Consider the following 15,743-nt stretch of genomic DNA (forward strand, 5'->3'; position numbering starts at 1 on the left):
TGAAACCACGAAAGTGTTACGAAATCATGATGTCTCGGCTGAGTAACGGCCTGCGTGCAGGCGCTTTTCTCCTTGCTCTCGCGATCGCCGCGCTGGCCTTCCCGACGGCGGTCATTCCGGTAGCCAAGGCCGATTCCACGGAGGATTTTCCGATCCCTCGCCGGATGATCGCGACCACCTGCGACGCTGAGCAGTATCTGGCGGCCGTGCGGGATACCAGCCCGGTGTACTACGAGCGGTACATGATCGACTTCAACAACCATGCGAACCTGCAGGAAGCGACGATCAACAAGGCGCACTGGTTCTTCTCGCTGTCACCGGCGGAACGCAGGGACTACTCGGAGAACTTCTACAACGGCGACCCGCTGACGTTCGCCTGGGTCAATCACATGAAGATCTTCTTCAACAACAAGGGCGTGGTCGCCAAGGGCACCGACGCCTGCAACGGCTACCCGGCCGGCGACATGTCGGTCTGGAACTGGGCGTAAGCAACGTGCGCGCACGCAAGCTCATCGCCGCAGCGATGATGACGGCGGTCGCTCCCCTCGCGATCGCGTTCAGCAGTAGTCCCGCGCACGCCGATACCGATCTCGGCAAACAATGCTCACCGGAGGGCGCGAAGGTCTGGGGTAAGCCCGGCCCCATCTACTGTGAGCGCCAGGCGGACGGCCAGTTGCAATGGGTCTCCATTCCGGTCTCCGCACTGTGCGTGGCGTTCTGCGTCAACCAGCCCTAGGGGCGCCTTGAGACCGAGCGAGCCGAGGCCCGTTCCGGACCCTTCCCACGGGATCCGCTAGCAGATTTTTTTGATTCTGTCCTGAGATTGAGAAGCGGAAATTTCATCCGTTCAGAGGCCGTTCCCGGGGCTCTTCCGACCCGATGACCTGCGGGCTAGCGCTAGGTGGCACCGAAAGTACGGTTTCGGCGGAGCGTTGCAACCGCCCGTCCATGCATAAATACATCGTCCGGGCCCTTGCCGCGGCGGGTCAAACGAACCCATAATGGACCTCCGGCCAGCCAGACATCGGCTCGATCTGCGAGTGATGGTTGTGACTGAGTTCCGGAAGCTGGAGGACATCGCATGAGCCAAACGACTGGCAATGGCATCCCTGGCACGCTCGCGGCCCTGGACTGGCAGACCATCACCTGTCAATTCGAAGCCGGCTGCACCAACCGGGCAACTCACATCGTCCACCGGCACGCGGTGGATGAATGCAATCACCCCCACGTCGACCCGTTCGGAAACATCGTCGAGATCGTCTGCATAGCGTGCCTGTGGCGCGCGGAGGCCGAGATCCTGGTGCAGGTGGGCCAGTTCAGACGCTCATCGGGTGCCTACTGCCTGACGTGCGGGGCCCCGGTCTCGGAGTTGAGCGACATCATGCGCGACGTCGTCGCGCTCTAGAAAACACACCCTCACCAGCGCCCTGCGCCAGCCGCGCTAGCGCCGTGTCACCACTCCGGCCGCTGGTTGTTCGTCCACGTCGCTGCCGATGAGTTCACGCACCGCCGGACGAGGTCCGTAGGGTCGTAGCATGGTGCTGGCCGGCCGTGGGCGCACGTGCTGCGGCCACCAGAACCACCGCCCGAGCAGGGTGGCCAGCGACGGCGTCATGAACGATCGCACGATCAATGTGTCGAACAACAGTCCCAGTGCGATCGTCGTACCCACCTGGGCCATGACTTTCAAAGGGCTGAAGGCGAACGTGCCCATGGTGGCGGCGAACACCAGACCTGCGGCGGTCACCACCGAGCCCGAACCCGCCATCGCGCGGATGGTCCCCGTCTTGAGACCGGCATGGATCTCCTCCTTGAACCGCGATATCAGCAGCAGGTTGTAGTCGGAGCCGACCGCCAGTAGCAGGATGATCGCCATCGCCAGCACCATCCAGTGCAACTTCATGCCCAGGATGTACTGCCAGAGGAGCACGGAGAGTCCGAACGAGGCGCCCAGCGACAACAGCACCGTGCCGACGATCACGACGGCCGCCACGACACTTCGGGTGATCACCAGCATGATGATGAAAATCAATGTGGCAGCAGATATTCCGGCGATCAGCAGGTCGATGTTCGAACCATCGTGCATGTCCTTGTACGTCGCCGCGGTGCCGCCGAGGTAGACCTTGGCTCCCTCCCAGGGTGTTCCCTTGATCGCCTCGTGCACGGCCCGCTTGATCGGTTCGATGAGGTTGATGCCTTCCGGGGACGCCGGGTCGCCTTCATGCGAGATGATCAACCGGACCGCGTGCCCGTCCGGTGAGATGAACTGTTTGAGACCCCGCGCGAAATCCGGGCTCTGGAACGCTTCCGGCGGAAGGTAGAACGTGTCGTCGTTCTTCGCCCTGTCGAACGCGTCCCCCTCGGCGGTGGCGTTATCGGCCTGCGCCCTGGCCTGGTCGTTGAGACCCGTCGTCGTCGCATAGTTCGACATGATGGTGTCGAGATTGCGCTGCTGGCTTTCGATCTGCGGGGGTATCAACGCGACGAGCTTGGGCTGAATCGCATCCAGCCTGTCCAGGTTCTGGCTTAGGGCCAGGATGTTCTGCGCCACTTGGTCGATGCCGTCGAGCGCATTGAAGATGGACCGCAGCGCCCAGCAGATTGGGATGTCGAAACAGTGCTTCTCCCAATAGAAGTAGCTGCGGATCGGTCGGAAGAAGTCATCGAAGGTGGCGATATCGTCGCGCAGCGCCTCGGTGATCTTCACCGTTTCCTTGGTGAGCTTGGTGGTTTCGTGCGTCGTGTTGCTGAGGTCCTGGGTGACCTGCATCTGCTCACGCAGCGTGGCCATCGTCTTGCGCAATTCGCCCGCTTGGTTCAGCAGGTTCTTGGCCTGCTCATCCTGGAAGTGTTCGGTCTGCTGCCGCCCGGCGGCCTGGGCGCCCATCTGAAAACCGAGGGTGCTGTGGTCGAGTGGCGTGCCCAATGGCCGGGTAATGGTCTGCACCCGGCCGATGCCGGGGATGTGAAAGACCGCCTTGGCGACCTTGTCCAGCACCAGGAAGTCGGCCGAGTTACGCAGGTCGTGATCGGTCTCGATCATCAACAACTCAGGATTGAGCCGAGCCTGGTTGAAGTGCCGGTCGGCGGCCGCGTAACCGATGTTGGCGGGGGTGTCCTCGGGCAGGAAGTGACGGGTGTCGTAGTCCGTCTTGTAGCCCGGCAGAGCGATCAGACCGACCAGGGCAACCGCGATCGTGACCGCGAAAACCGGTGCGGGCCAACGGACGATCGCGGTGCCGATGCGGCGCCAGCCCCGAGTCTGCAGCTTTCGCTTCGGATCGAGAAGTTTGAAGAACGACGCCACGGTGAGTACCGCAGGCCCCAGCGTCAAGGCCGCGAGCACGGCCACCAACATGCCGATGGCACACGGTGCGCCAAGTGACTCGAAATACGGCAATCGGCAGAAGCTCAGGCAGTACATCGCGCCGGCGATGGTCAGGCCCGACCCGAGCACGACGTGCGCGGTGCTGTGGAACATGGTGTAGAAGGCTTGTTCGCGAGTCTCCCCCAGGCCACGGGCCTCGTGGTAGCGGCCGACCACGAAAATCGCGTAGTCCGTACCGGCAGCGATCGCCATCAACACCAGCAGGTTGTTGGCGAACGTGGAGAGTCCGATGATCTCGTAGTTGGCCAGCAGGGCAACCACGCCGCGGGCTGCCAACAGTTCGACGAAGACCATGAACAACACGGCCAGGACGGTGATGAGCGAGCGGTAGACGAAGAGCAGCATCACGAAGATCACCAGGATCGTGACCAGGGTGACGATCGCGACGCCTTTCTCGCCGGCGTGGGACTGGTCGGCGAACAGCGGACCCGCGCCGGTGACGTAAGCCTTGATGCCCTGCGGGGCCGGCACCGAGTTCACGATCTTGCGGACCGCGTCGGCGGACTCAGCGGACAGGCCACCGCCCATGTTGCCGGCGAGGTAGACCTGGACGTAGGCGGCCTTCTGGTCGTGGCTCTGGGACCCCGCGGCGGTCAAGGGATCGCTCCAGAAGTCCTGCACGTGCTGAACGTGTTTCGTGTCTTCCTGGATTCGCCGGACGATCTCGTCGTAGTAGCGGTGCGCCTCGGCCCCCAGCGGTTTGTCGCCCTCCAGCACGATCATCGCCGAGCTGTCGGAATCGAACTCCTTGAACGTCTTACCGACCCGCATCATCGACTGGAACGACGCCGCATCGGTGGGGCTCTGCGACACCGAATGGGTCTTGGCGACGGCCTCCAGCTGCGGCGCAACGGTATTGGTCACCACGACTATGCCCAGCCACACCAGCACAATGGGCAGTGCCAGCCGATGGATCATCCGCGGTAGGAACGGCGGGATCAGCGGCTGGTCGACGCGCGGCGGCGGAGCCTCGGTGGTCTCGCTCATGCGGACTTGTCCAGGCAGTAGACGAAGGCGTTGACGGTCTCGCTGGGGGGCGACTGATTCGGCGCCTTGACGATGTCACCCTTGCCGTCGTTGTTGTTGACGAGGAACCGGCAGGCGATCCAGCTGCCGTTGCCTTGCGCCATCAGGTTGGCCGGGATCCCGGGTTTCGTTGACTTCAATTCCGTCTTCCACGGTAGGGGCACATTCAGAGCCTGCTGCGGATGGGAGTTCTCATCGAGATACGTGATAGTCGCGGTGCTGCCGGGCGAACCCCAGACCTCGAGGGTGATGGTCTTGGGATTGAACTGGTCGATGACGTCACCGGAGGAGCCGCCACCGAACGAACCGCTGTGAACACCGAAGATCCCGTGCAACCGGTAGACCGCGAACCCCGACAGCGCGACGACGGCCAGCACGGTGAGGATGAGCCAGAACCGGCTGGCTACGCTCATCAGACCTTTGCGCTTGGCCCGTGGGCGAGTCGCCGTCTTGCCTTCGCCGCCAGCAGAATCCGGGGTCGTCAACGGTTCGGTCCTTGGCTCAGTCGTCGTCATGGGCGCTTCCTAACCAGTGACGAGAGCCGCCAACCAATTAGCCTGTGTGTCAACTTAGTCTCTCTAACCTAATGTGAAAACCGGAAGAAGTCTCGGCGTAGTGCGCAAAGACTGTGTGCATCAAGACCTTCGCCAACGTGAATAGCTTCGGCGGGCTTGTCATCGGGGTCAGCGGGTTCATCGGGACCTCGGAAGCGAGCCGATGCACGTCGCGGTGAGCACCCGGGTGAGCGCGGACCCGAAATCCATGTTCCATTCGGCCGGCAGCACCTCGGGCTCTTCCTCGTAGACGTCCGAGATCCTCGCCGGCGGGTTTGCGATCTGCCAGAACGCCGCGGCCAGGGAGTAGGCCGCGATGAGGATGTCGAATGCCCCCGACCGCCCGAGCGCCGGCAGCGCCTGCTCGATGGCGTCGGCAAGTGCAATCGCGGCGGCGGAAATGGTTCGCCGAATCTCGATGACCCGTTCGATCTCGACTTCGTGTTCGAGATGAAGGTGCAGGTTGGCCAGCAGGTCGCAGAACAACGGGTCCGCGGCGAGGCCGTTGGCCAGAGTTTCTGCCACCCGCTCCGCCGTCATCGGCCCGGGCGCAGCCAAGTCTTCGCACACCGTGGCCGACCACCGCACCCAGCCTTCGGCGGCCAGATGCAGGAGCACTTCCTTGTGAGAGCTGAAGTATCGACGAACGGCGGAGTAGTGAATTCCCGCGCGGCCGGCCACCGCGGTCAATGTCACCGCTGCGACACCGGTTTCCGATGCGATCGAGCGCGCGGCTTCCACCAGCGCCGCGGCGCGCTGGCGCTTGTTCTCCTCGGTTCGGGCGCGCCGGAAGCTGAGTTGCGCCACCGTCAGAGGATAACGCACACGACGTGATTTGCGGGCGAAAATCGGGGGTTTACGCACACGATATGCCTTAGAATCGGCGATCTAACGGAAGGAGCCCGCGTCGGCCCCGACGCCTCCGTGTTTTACTTAGGTCAGGCTAATTGTGTTCGCGATGCGCTGCCCCGCTGGGCGTAGTGCGGCCGGTCGAATGAAGACGCAAGCGTCTCCTAGGGCGGGTATCGTCCGACCTGAGCGATGCCCAACGGTGAAAGGGACGTGAGATTTTCAAGGTGCTGTCGCGCGTGTGGATCCCACTCGTCATCATGGCGGTGTTGGTCACCGGTGCTTTCATCGTGAAGCGGGTGCACGGCTACTTCGGTTCGGAGAAGCGCGCGTCGTACGCGGACAGCAACTTGAAGAACCCGGAGCCGTTCAACCCCAAACGAATCACCTACGAGGTCTTCGGTCCGGCGGGCACGGTTGCCGACATCAGTTATTTCGACGTCAACGCCGATCCCCAACGCGTGGACAACGCAACGCTGCCCTGGTCGCTGCACATCAGCACGAATAAGGCCGCGATGGTGGGCAACCTGATGGCCCAGGGCGACAGCGACAGCATCGGGTGCCGCATCCTGATCGACGACGTGGTCAAATCCGAGCGAGTCTCCCACGAGGTCAATGCCTTTACCTTCTGCCTGGTCAAGTCCGCGTGAGTACCACCTTGGACTACCGAGCCGACGACCGCCCGGACAACCCTGCCGTCGAACCTCGTCCCCACCGCCCGTTCATCCCGCGGATGATCCACGCCTTCGCGGTGCCGATCATCCTGTTCTGGGTGGTGGTCGTCGTGCTGCTCAGCCTGCTCGTCCCGTCACTGGAAGTCGTCGGGCAGCAGCGCTCGGTTTCGCTGAGCCCCAAGGATGCCCCGTCGTTCGTCGCCCTCAAGCGGATCAGCCACGTCTTCAAGGAAGGCGAGACCGACAGCGTCGCGATGATCGTGCTGGAGAGCGAACAACCCCTCGGTGACACCGCACACCGGTACTACGACGATCTGATCCGCAAGCTGCGCGCGGACAAGCACGTGCTGAGCATCCAGGATTTCTGGGGTGATCCCCTGACCGCGGCCGGCGCGCAGAGCAACGACGGTAAGGCTGTCACGGTCCAGCTGAACCTCGCCGGTAATCAAGGCGAACCGCTGGCCAACGAATCCGTCGACGCCGTCCGCAAGATCGTGGACGCCAACCCACCTCCGCCCGGGCTCAAGGCCTACGTCACCGGCGCCTCGGCGCTGGCCGCCGACCTGCAGCACAGTGGCGACAAATCGATGGCCAAGATCACCATCACCACGGTCCTGGTGATCCTGTTCATGCTGATGTTCATCTACCGTTCGCCGCTGACGGTGATTCTGCTGCTGGTCACCGTCGGTATCGAATTGACCGCAGCGCGCGGGGCCGTCGCGATCCTCGGCAGCAACGCGCTGATCAGCCTGTCAACCTTCGCCGTCAGTCTGCTCACGTCGCTGGCGATCGCAGCCGGAACCGACTACGGCATCTTCATCATCGGGCGATATCAGGAAGCTCGCCAGGCCGGCGAGGACCGGGAGACCGCCTTCTACACGATGTATCACGGCACCGCCCACGTCATTCTGGGATCCGGTTTGACGATCGCGGGCGCGACGTTGTGTCTGGGCTTCGCCCGCATGCCGTACTTCCAGACGCTGGGCATTCCCTGCGCGGTCGGCATGCTGGTCGCCGTCCTGGTGGCGCTGACGTTGGGACCGGCCGTGCTCGTCGTCGGCAGCCGGTTCGGCGTGTTCGACCCCAAGCGGGTGCTGTCGGTACGGGGCTGGCGCCGGGTCGGCACGGCGGTAGTGCGCTGGCCATTGCCGATCCTCGCCGTCACCTGCGTGATCGCCCTGATCGGCCTGATCACCCTGCCCGGTTACAAGCCGAGCTATGACGACCGGGCCTACCTCCCCAGCTTCATCCCGGCGAACCAGGGCTTTCTCGTCGCCGACCGGCACTTCTCCCAGGCTCGGATGAAGCCGGAGATTCTGATGATCGAGTCCGATCACGACATGCGGAATCCGGCTGATTTCCTGGTCCTCGACAGACTGGCGAAGGGCATCTTCCGGGTGCCGGGCATATCCCGCGTTCAGGCCATCACCCGCCCGGACGGCACCACGATGGACCACACGTCGATACCGTTCCAGATGAGCATGCAGAACGCCGGTCAGATGCAGACCATCAAGTACCAGCGCGACCGGATGAACGACATGCTCAAGCAGGCCGATGAGATGAGCAAAACCATCGCCCTCATGCAGCGGATGTACGGCCTGATGACCCAACTTGCCGGGGTCACCCACAAGATGGTCGGCGACACCGAAGAGATGCAGCAGGTCGCCAACGACCTGCGCGACAAACTCGCCAACTTCGACGATTTCTTGCGGCCGATCCGGTCATATTTCTACTGGGAAAAGCACTGTTACGACATCCCGGCCTGCTGGTCGTTGCGGTCGGTCTTCGACGCCCTCGACGGCATCGACCAGATCGACGAGAAGCTGGACGTTCTGGTCGGCGACATCAAACAGCTCGACGTGCTGATGCCGCAGATGATCGCCACGTTCCCCCCGATGATCGACACCATGGTCAGCATGCGAACGATGATCCTGACCATGCACAGCACCATGTCGGGGATCTTCGACCAGATGGACGAGATGAGCGACAACGCGACGGCGATGGGCCATGCGTTCGACGCCGCGAAGAACGACGACTCGTTCTATCTGCCCCCGGAAGTGTTCAAGAACGCCGACTTCAAGCGCGCCATGAAGAACTTCCTGTCCGCCGACGGGCACGCGGCGCGGTTCATCATCCTGCATCGGGGTGACCCCGCCTCGGCGGAGGGCATCGCGAGCATCGACAAGATCCAGACGGCCGCAGAGGAATCGCTCAAGGGCACCCCCCTGGAAGACTCGAAGATCTACGTCGCCGGAATGGGTGCCGTCGTCAAGGACATCTCCGAAGGCGCCAAGTGGGACCTGGTGATCGCCGGGATCTCGTCGCTGTGCCTGATCTTCATCATCATGCTGATTCTGACCAGGGCCTTCGTGGCGGCCGCGGTGATCGTCGGCACCGTCGCGCTCTCGCTGGGCGCCTCCTTCGGTCTCTCGGTGCTGGTGTGGCAACACATCTTCGGCATACCGCTGCACTGGCTGGTGCTGGCGATGTCGGTGATCGTGCTGCTCGCCGTGGGGTCGGACTACAACCTGTTGCTGGTCTCGCGTTTCAAACAGGAGATTCATGCCGGCCTCAATACCGGGATCATTCGTTCGATGGGCGGCACCGGCAAAGTCGTGACCAATGCGGGGCTGGTCTTCGCGTTCACGATGGCGTCCATGATCATCGGCGACGCCCGGATGATCGGGCAGGTGGGCACCACCATCGGCCTGGGTCTGCTGTTCGACACGCTGATCGTGCGGGCCTTCATGACGCCCTCGATCGCGGCGCTGCTGGGCCGCTGGTTCTGGTGGCCCATCCGGGTGCGGTCCCGCCCCGCCCGTAGCCCCAGACTCCCCCGCGAGGAGCCGGTCACCGAGAGGTCACCGGCGTTGACCGCCGAGCGCTAACCCGTCCGCGCACCTCCATCCGAGCGCGGCGGGGCTCCGAATACTAGGTGTGCAGCCACCAGATGGACGATCGGTAGCGGTCATCGGCAGTGGGGTCGCCGGGTTGACGGCCGCCTACCTGCTGTCCGCCCGCGACCGCGTCACGCTGTACGAGGCCGACACCCGCCTCGGCGGCCACGCGCACACCCACTTCGTCGATGACGGCCACGGCCGGTTGACCGCGGTCGACTCCGGCTTCCTGGTGTACAACGAGCGGACCTATCCCACGTTGTGCCGGCTGTTCGGCGAACTCGGGATCGCCACGCAGGAGTCGGACATGTCGATGTCCGTGCGTGCCGACGACCTCGAATACGCCGCGGCCCTGGGCCTTCGGGGACTTTTCGCGTGTGCGCAGTCCCTGCGCCCCCGGTATCTGCTGATGCTGGCCGAGATTCTGCGCTTTCACCGGGCGGCGACCCGACTGCTGCGCGACGAGCCTGCCGGCGACGAACTGGAAACGCTCGACGGGTTCCTGCGACTGCACCGGTTCTCGGCTTATTTCGTCGACCACTTCATCACCCCGTTGGTGGCCGCGGTGTGGTCGTGCACCGGTGACGACGCATTGCGCTATCCCGCCCGCTACCTGTTCGCCTTCCTCGACCACCAGGGCATGCTGTCGGTTTTCGGATCGCCGGCCTGGCGCACCGTGACCGGCGGTTCGGCCACCTACGTGCAGGCCATCGCGGCCCGCCTGGACGAAGTCTCGACCGGAACCCCGGTACGTCTGCTGCAACGGCTGCCGGACGGCGTGCTGGTCCAGGCCGGTGACCGTCCGCCGCGGCGCTTCGACGCGGCCGTCGTCGCCGTCCATCCCGATCAGGCGCTGCTGTTGCTCGACGATCCGACACCGTGGGAGCGCGCCGTCCTGGGAGCGATCCCCTACTCGACCAACCGTGCCCTGCTGCACACCGATGAATCGGTGCTGCCGCGGCACCGCCGCGCCCGCGCGTCCTGGAACTACCTGGTGACACCCGGTCACGAGCAGGTCGTCGTCAGCTACGACGTCAGCCGGTTGATGCGGCTCAACGGAACCCGCCGCTTTCTGGTCACTCTCGGCGGCCGGGATCGGGTGGACCCGTCGGCGGTGCTCGCCGAGATGACCTACAGCCACCCGTTGTACACCCCAGAATCCGTTGCTGCACAACGACTTCTACCAACTCTGGACGACGACCGGGTGGTATTCGCCGGCGCCTACCACGGGTGGGGGTTCCACGAGGACGGTGCCGCCTCCGGGGTGCGGGCCGCCCAGCGGCTGGGCGCGGACTGGCCCGCGGCGCCCGACCGGGAAGCGGTCCTGGCATGCTGACCCCCGCGATCTACCGCACCACGATCAGTCACAACCGGCAGGTTCCGGCGCAGCACTCGTTCCAGTACCGCAGCTACAGCTGGTATGTGGACATCGATCAGCTCCCCGCGGTGCCCTGGTGGCTGCGGCCTTTCGCACGGTTCGACGCCGCCGACCATCTGGCGGGAACCGGCGCCGCCGCGGACACGTCGTTACGCCGGCGGCTGGAGGCCTTCTTCGCCGAGCATCAGACCGCCATGCCGGACGGCCGGATCACAGCGCTGCTGCAGGCACGCGTTCTCGGTTACGTCTTCAACCCGCTGAGCATCTTCTGGTGCCACGACCGTGATGGCCGGCTGTGCCACGTGGTCGCCGAAGTGCACAACACCGACGGCGAAGGCCATGCCTATCTGCTCCCGCCGGCCGATACGCCGGTGCTGGTCAGCGAGCAGTTCTACGTGTCTCCGCTCAACCCGGCCGACGGGCACTATCTGGTGCTGGCCCCGTCGCCCGAGCACGAGGTCGACGTCATGGTGTCGCTGCTGCGGCAGCGCCGGCCGACCTTCACCGCCACCCTGCGCGGCGAGCGGCTCCCTGCGACGAGCGGGAAGCTAACGGCTCTTCAGGTCCTGTCTCCGCTGGCTCCGCTGGCGGTGGCCGCACGGCTCCGGGCTCAGGGGATCAGACCGCGGTTACGACGAGTCCCGGCGGTCGCGCGATGACTGTTCAGAGTATCGAAAAGCCCTTCGCGGCAATCGATTCCAGTCGCGGGCCGGCGATTCCGGCCACTCGCACCACACACACCTGGATTCAGCAGTACATTTTCCCTGGCGGACTGTTGCCGTCTGTCGCGGCCATCGTCGAGATCCCCGAGCGCCACACGAGCTTGTGCTCCGTCGACGTGGTCTCGCTGCGGCGGCGTTACGCCGAGACGCTGCGGCTGTGGCGCGAGCGCTTCGGACAGCGTCGTAACGAGTTGGCACGCTTGGGATTCGACGAGGTGTTCGAACGCATGTGGGAGCTGTATCTGGCGTACTCCGAAGCGGGGTTCCTGGACGGCTACCAGTGGACGTTCGAGCGGAGGGGGCTGCGGTGAGCGAGAGCGACATCCTGGCGGTGACCGGTGCCTGCACCCTGGCGGTGGCCGTGGTTCATTCGGTCACCTTCGCCATCGGCCGCAAGGTCGGCCGATACAACGTCGTCGACGTCGCATGGGGCATCGGCTTCGTCGTGGTGGCGGCGGTGGCGGGGCTGGTCGGCCACGGGGATCCGACCCGGCGTTGGCTGCTGTTGGCGCTGGTGTCGATCTGGGGTCTACGGCTGAGCTGGCACATCCACCGCAAGACCGCCGGGCACGGCGAGGATCGCCGCTACGCCGACCTGCTGCGGGGCGCTTCGGTGGGCCAGGTGGTGCGCAAGGTCTTTCTGCTGCAGGGCTTTCTGACGCTGTTCATCTCCTTCCCGCTGCAGCTGTCGGCAGTCACCGGCCCCACGCCCACCCCGTTGCTGGCCGTCACCGCAGCGGGTGTGGCGGTCTGGCTCCTCGGATTCCTCTTCGAAGCGCTCGGGGACCGGCAACTGCGCGACTTCAAATCCGACCCGGCTCACCGCGGGCTCATCATGGACCGCGGTCTGTGGTCGTGGACGCGGCATCCCAACTATTTCGGCGATGCCTGCGTGTGGTGGGGATTGTGGCTGATCACGGTCACCGGATGGGTTCCGCTGGCCACCGCGGTGTCGCCGTTGGTGATGACGTATTTCCTGGTGGACGTGAGTGGGGCCCGGCTGACCGAGAAATACATGAAGGGGCGTCCGGGGTTCGCCGAATACCAAAAGCGGACTGCTTATTTCGTTCCCCGGCCACCCAGAATGGTGCGTCAGTCATGACCGGCATAGCGGGCAGGGCCGTTGCTGGCGTTAGGCTACCGATCGATGACCGGACCGCTGCAGCCCAGCAGCGACCTGGACGCCTTGTTGCGCCGGGTCGCACGGGGGGACAACGCTGCCTTCGCTGCGTTCTACGACCAGACGAAAACCCGGGTGTATGGCCTGGTGAGCAGGGTGTTGCGGGACGCCGGGTACAGCGAAGAGACCACCCAGGAGATTTATCTCGAGGTGTGGCGGACGGCCTCGGACTTCGACTCCACCAAAGGGTCCGCGCTGGCCTGGCTGCTGACCATGACTCACCGGCGCGCGATCGACCGGGTGCGCAGCGAGCAGGCGGGCACTGTGCGCGAATCACGCTACGGCGTAGCCAATCTGGAGCCGGCCACCGATGTGGTCGCGGATACGGCGATCGCCGGCGACGAACGCCGTCGGGTGGCGCAATGCCTGGAGGGACTGACCGATACGCAGCGGCAGTGCATCGAGCTGGCCTACTATGGCGGACTCACCTACGCCGAGGTGTCGCAGCGATTGGCCGCGAACCTGTCGACCGTCAAGTCGCGAATGCGCGATGCGCTGCGCGGCCTGCGCAACTGCCTGGATGTGCCATGACCGCGCCGACGACGCAGAGGGGGCACCTCCCGGGAAGACGAAGCGATGCTGAGGAGCGCCGCTTGTGAACGAGCCGACCGATTTCGACCTACTTGAACTGGCGACCCCGTACGCGCTGCACGCCATGTCCGACGCCGAGCGTGCCGACATCGACCGGCGGGTCGCCGCCGCGCCGACCCCGGTGGCCGCCGCCTTCCACGAGGAAGTGCGCGCCGTCCGAGAGACGATGGCGCTGCTGTCGGCGACCAGTACCGCCGAACCACCCGGCGAGCTGCGCTCGGCGGTGCTCGCCCTGACCGCGCCGCCGGCCACGCCGCTGGGCCGTTCCCGTTGGCGCACAGCGGTTTTCGCCGCTGCGGCGGCGGTGGCTGTGGGACTGGGCGCCTTCGGCCTCGGGGTGGTCATGCGGCCGTCACCGACGCAGACGGTCGCCGAACAGGTGCTGACGGCTCCCGATGTTCGCACCGTCTCCGGCCCGCTGGGCGCCGGGACGGCCACCGTGGTGTTCTCGCGTGACCGCAACGCCGGTGTGCTGGTGATGAACAACGTGCCGCCACCCTCCCCCGGCACCGTCTATCAGATGTGGCTGCTGGGCGCCAACGGCCCCACGTCGGCGGGGACCATGGGAACGGCCGCCGTGTCCCCGTCGACCAGGGCAACGCTGGACAACCTGGGCAGTTCCACCGCGCTGGCGTTCACCGTCGAACCTGGTACCGGATCGACGCAACCGACCGGCGCCATCCTGGCTCAGCTGCCGCTGCGCTGAGACTTCCTGCTGAACAAGCCGCCGAGCATCGCGGTGATCACGCCCAGAGCGACCAGACCCACACCGGTGAGCAGCGTGATGTTGAGCCAGAGGTGCATGCTGCTTTCCGCGTGCCCGACCATCACATCGGCCATCCGCCGGATGTCCCCGGTCGTCCGATTGAGCGCCTCGTTCAGTGAGCGCTTGCCGATGTCGATGCCCGCCCAGCCGGCCGCGCCCACCAACAGCGCCGAGATACCCAGAGCGGTCAGTCCCCGGCCACGGCTGCGCGCGGCAACCACCGTCAGGAAGGCGAACAGCGCCGTCAGCGCGGCCACACCGATACTGACCCACGGCCCCCACACCTCGGCGCGGTGGAATTGCCCCTGCCGCAGCGGCTGGCCCACCGGCACCGTCAGCGGGACCTTCAGCGTCGCGGGAACCTGCACGTTGTAGGTGGCCAGCTGCTGCTGAATCGCGGTGTCCTTGAGCATCGGCGCAACGTCGACCACCCACTGCTCGTTGCCCCCGGGCTGCGGCGCGCTGAACAACCAGCCGTGCGCGGCGCGATTCACCTGGGCGAACAACGGCGGAAAGGAGGAACCTGCGGTGAATGCGGCCGCCACATCGTGCACCGTTGCTCCGTCGACAGGGCGCCCGCCGCGTTCGTTGATCAGTGTCATTGCTCGGGTGGTCAGCTCAGAAGCCATCGCGGACTGCAGCGCCGGGTCGCGGGCCGCCTGTTCAGCCAGCACGGCGTAGCCGTCTTCGTCAACGATGGTCGCCTGTGTCCATGCCGCGGGAACCGCCACCGCCAACCCGGCCGTGGCGATCAACCAGCACAACGCCGTCACGAGGAACCGCACGGGTTGGAACCCTACTGGGCGATCCCCCGCAGATAGGCGGCTTGGCCGAGATGCTGAGCACAGTCGTCGATGATGCTGACCAGCCGTGCACTCGCGGTGACCGGCGGATCCCAATGGGTGTCGACGATTCGGGCGAGTTCATCGGCGGTGACCGTCGCGACGTATTCCACAGTGAGCAGGTGCACGGCGTGGTAGTAGCCCAGCAGCAGGTCGACCGGTGCGCGGACCTTGGCCACCTCGTCGGCGCCGTGGCCGTAGCCGGTGTCGTTGCGCGGCAGGTCCAGATTGAAGCGGTCCACCCACCCGTCGCGGGTCCAGACCTGCTCCACGCCGGCCACGTCGGCAAGCTGAAGATCCTGGACCCGCGCGCTGTGCCACAGCAGCCAGGCGATGCTGTTGGCCTCGGGGGTCGGCCGGTAGTCGGCGACCTCGTCGGTGAGTCCGTTGCACACATCTCCGGCATGCTCGATCAACCGGGTGAATGCATCGCGCAACAGTTCGCGGGCCGCGTCGTCGGTTCCTGCCATACGTCGACGCTACGCTTGCGCGCCGTGCCAGACCGCTTCGACGTTGTTGCCGTCCGGGTCTCGCACGAAGGCGCCGAAGTACCCGGGATGGTATTCCGGCCAGAGCCGCGGGGCATGCAACGACTCGGCGCCCAGGCTCACCGCCGCCTCGTGAAATGCGCGCACCGCCGCCTCGTCGGCGGCCTGGAATGCCAGGTGCACCTCCCGGTTCGGCCCCAGGGCCGAGCCGTCGGCGATCCAGAAATCCGGCTTGCCGTCACGCCCGTAGCCGATCGCCACGCCGAAGTCCATTTGCCGTGAACAGCCGAGCACACCGAGCACAGTGTCGTAAAACCGCTGGGCGGCGGGGTAATCGGCACAGTTGATTCCCATGTGGTCAATCACATGCCGAATCCTGGCACGAGCC

17 protein-coding genes are annotated in these 15,743 nt (G+C 65.2%); 11 read left to right on the forward strand and 6 right to left on the reverse strand.

Annotated elements, in window-relative coordinates; all coding sequences use genetic code 11:
* Window positions 1-29: 29 nt before the first annotated feature.
* The 3 genes from QXK92_RS15590 to QXK92_RS15600 all read left to right on the forward strand — a co-directional run bounded on the left by QXK92_RS15590 (window position 30) and on the right by QXK92_RS15600 (window position 1,405).
* On the forward strand, window positions 30-488 hold the full coding sequence (locus tag QXK92_RS15590; RefSeq protein WP_306242625.1) for a DUF5078 domain-containing protein: 459 nt from the start codon (window positions 30-32) through the stop codon (window positions 486-488).
* 35 nt (window positions 489-523) lie between these two features.
* Window positions 524-736: a hypothetical protein gene (locus QXK92_RS15595; RefSeq protein ID WP_371934215.1), complete on the forward strand. Its 213-nt coding sequence runs from the start codon at window positions 524-526 to the stop codon at window positions 734-736.
* 345 nt (window positions 737-1,081) lie between these two features.
* Window positions 1,082-1,405 carry a hypothetical protein gene (locus QXK92_RS15600; RefSeq protein WP_306242629.1) on the forward strand — a complete coding sequence of 108 codons (324 nt, stop codon included), beginning with the start codon at window positions 1,082-1,084 and terminating at the stop codon, window positions 1,403-1,405.
* Window positions 1,406-1,441: 36 nt separating this feature from the next.
* On the opposite strand, the gene QXK92_RS15605 is transcribed toward QXK92_RS15600, so the two are convergent.
* The 3 genes from QXK92_RS15605 to QXK92_RS15615 all read right to left on the reverse strand — a co-directional run bounded on the left by QXK92_RS15605 (window position 1,442) and on the right by QXK92_RS15615 (window position 5,793).
* The gene (locus QXK92_RS15605; protein ID WP_306242631.1) at window positions 1,442-4,375 is read right to left on the reverse strand and encodes an RND family transporter; all 2,934 of its coding nucleotides are present in this window, start codon (window positions 4,373-4,375) and stop codon (window positions 1,442-1,444) included.
* Window positions 4,372-4,929: an MmpS family transport accessory protein gene (locus tag QXK92_RS15610; protein ID WP_306242633.1), complete on the reverse strand. Its 558-nt coding sequence runs from the start codon at window positions 4,927-4,929 to the stop codon at window positions 4,372-4,374. Before QXK92_RS15610 ends, QXK92_RS15605 begins: the two co-directional genes overlap by 4 nt.
* Window positions 4,930-5,106: 177 nt before the next feature.
* Window positions 5,107-5,793 carry a TetR family transcriptional regulator gene (locus QXK92_RS15615; RefSeq protein WP_306242635.1) on the reverse strand — a complete coding sequence of 229 codons (687 nt, stop codon included), beginning with the start codon at window positions 5,791-5,793 and terminating at the stop codon, window positions 5,107-5,109.
* 284 nt (window positions 5,794-6,077) lie between these two features.
* Between QXK92_RS15615 and QXK92_RS15620 the strand changes: the two genes are divergently transcribed.
* The 8 genes from QXK92_RS15620 to QXK92_RS15655 all read left to right on the forward strand — a co-directional run bounded on the left by QXK92_RS15620 (window position 6,078) and on the right by QXK92_RS15655 (window position 13,965).
* The gene (locus QXK92_RS15620) at window positions 6,078-6,467 is read left to right on the forward strand and encodes an MmpS family protein (protein WP_371934559.1); all 390 of its coding nucleotides are present in this window, start codon (window positions 6,078-6,080) and stop codon (window positions 6,465-6,467) included.
* Window positions 6,468-6,550: 83 nt separating this feature from the next.
* Window positions 6,551-9,379, forward strand: a complete 2,829-nt coding sequence (locus QXK92_RS15625) for an RND family transporter (protein WP_306244461.1) — start codon at window positions 6,551-6,553, stop codon at window positions 9,377-9,379.
* 49 nt (window positions 9,380-9,428) lie between these two features.
* Window positions 9,429-10,724, forward strand: a complete 1,296-nt coding sequence (locus QXK92_RS15630) for an NAD(P)/FAD-dependent oxidoreductase (protein WP_306242640.1) — start codon at window positions 9,429-9,431, stop codon at window positions 10,722-10,724.
* The gene (locus tag QXK92_RS15635; protein WP_306242642.1) at window positions 10,718-11,425 is read left to right on the forward strand and encodes a DUF1365 domain-containing protein; all 708 of its coding nucleotides are present in this window, start codon (window positions 10,718-10,720) and stop codon (window positions 11,423-11,425) included. Before QXK92_RS15630 ends, QXK92_RS15635 begins: the two co-directional genes overlap by 7 nt.
* Window positions 11,422-11,799 carry a class I SAM-dependent methyltransferase gene (locus tag QXK92_RS15640; protein ID WP_371934177.1) on the forward strand — a complete coding sequence of 126 codons (378 nt, stop codon included), beginning with the start codon at window positions 11,422-11,424 and terminating at the stop codon, window positions 11,797-11,799. The genes QXK92_RS15635 and QXK92_RS15640 overlap by 4 nt, the downstream gene beginning before the upstream one ends.
* 20 nt (window positions 11,800-11,819) lie before the next feature.
* Window positions 11,820-12,590, forward strand: coding sequence for a DUF1295 domain-containing protein (locus tag QXK92_RS15645; protein ID WP_306244465.1), 771 nt, complete (start codon window positions 11,820-11,822; stop codon window positions 12,588-12,590).
* A 45-nt stretch (window positions 12,591-12,635) separates the two neighbouring features.
* Entirely contained in the window at window positions 12,636-13,199 is a 564-nt protein-coding gene (locus QXK92_RS15650) for a sigma-70 family RNA polymerase sigma factor (RefSeq protein ID WP_306242643.1), read from the forward strand.
* A 64-nt stretch (window positions 13,200-13,263) separates the two neighbouring features.
* A complete protein-coding gene (locus QXK92_RS15655) occupies window positions 13,264-13,965 on the forward strand; it encodes an anti-sigma factor (RefSeq protein ID WP_306242645.1) in 702 nt (233 codons plus the stop codon).
* Here QXK92_RS15655 and QXK92_RS15660 read toward each other — a convergent pair.
* The 3 genes from QXK92_RS15660 to QXK92_RS15670 are packed head-to-tail and all read right to left on the reverse strand — an operon-like array spanning window position 13,947 to window position 15,721.
* The gene (locus QXK92_RS15660) at window positions 13,947-14,810 is read right to left on the reverse strand and encodes a hypothetical protein (protein WP_306242648.1); all 864 of its coding nucleotides are present in this window, start codon (window positions 14,808-14,810) and stop codon (window positions 13,947-13,949) included. The two genes, QXK92_RS15655 and QXK92_RS15660, sit on opposite strands and share 19 nt — an antisense overlap.
* 11 nt (window positions 14,811-14,821) lie before the next feature.
* Entirely contained in the window at window positions 14,822-15,337 is a 516-nt protein-coding gene (locus QXK92_RS15665; RefSeq protein ID WP_306242650.1) for a mycothiol transferase, read from the reverse strand.
* A 9-nt stretch (window positions 15,338-15,346) separates the two neighbouring features.
* Entirely contained in the window at window positions 15,347-15,721 is a 375-nt protein-coding gene (locus QXK92_RS15670) for a VOC family protein (RefSeq protein WP_306242652.1), read from the reverse strand.
* Window positions 15,722-15,743: the final 22 nt, after the last annotated feature.

The sequence above is a fragment of the Mycobacterium sp. TY815 genome, assembly GCF_030755135.1.
GTDB lineage: Bacteria > Actinomycetota > Actinomycetes > Mycobacteriales > Mycobacteriaceae > Mycobacterium.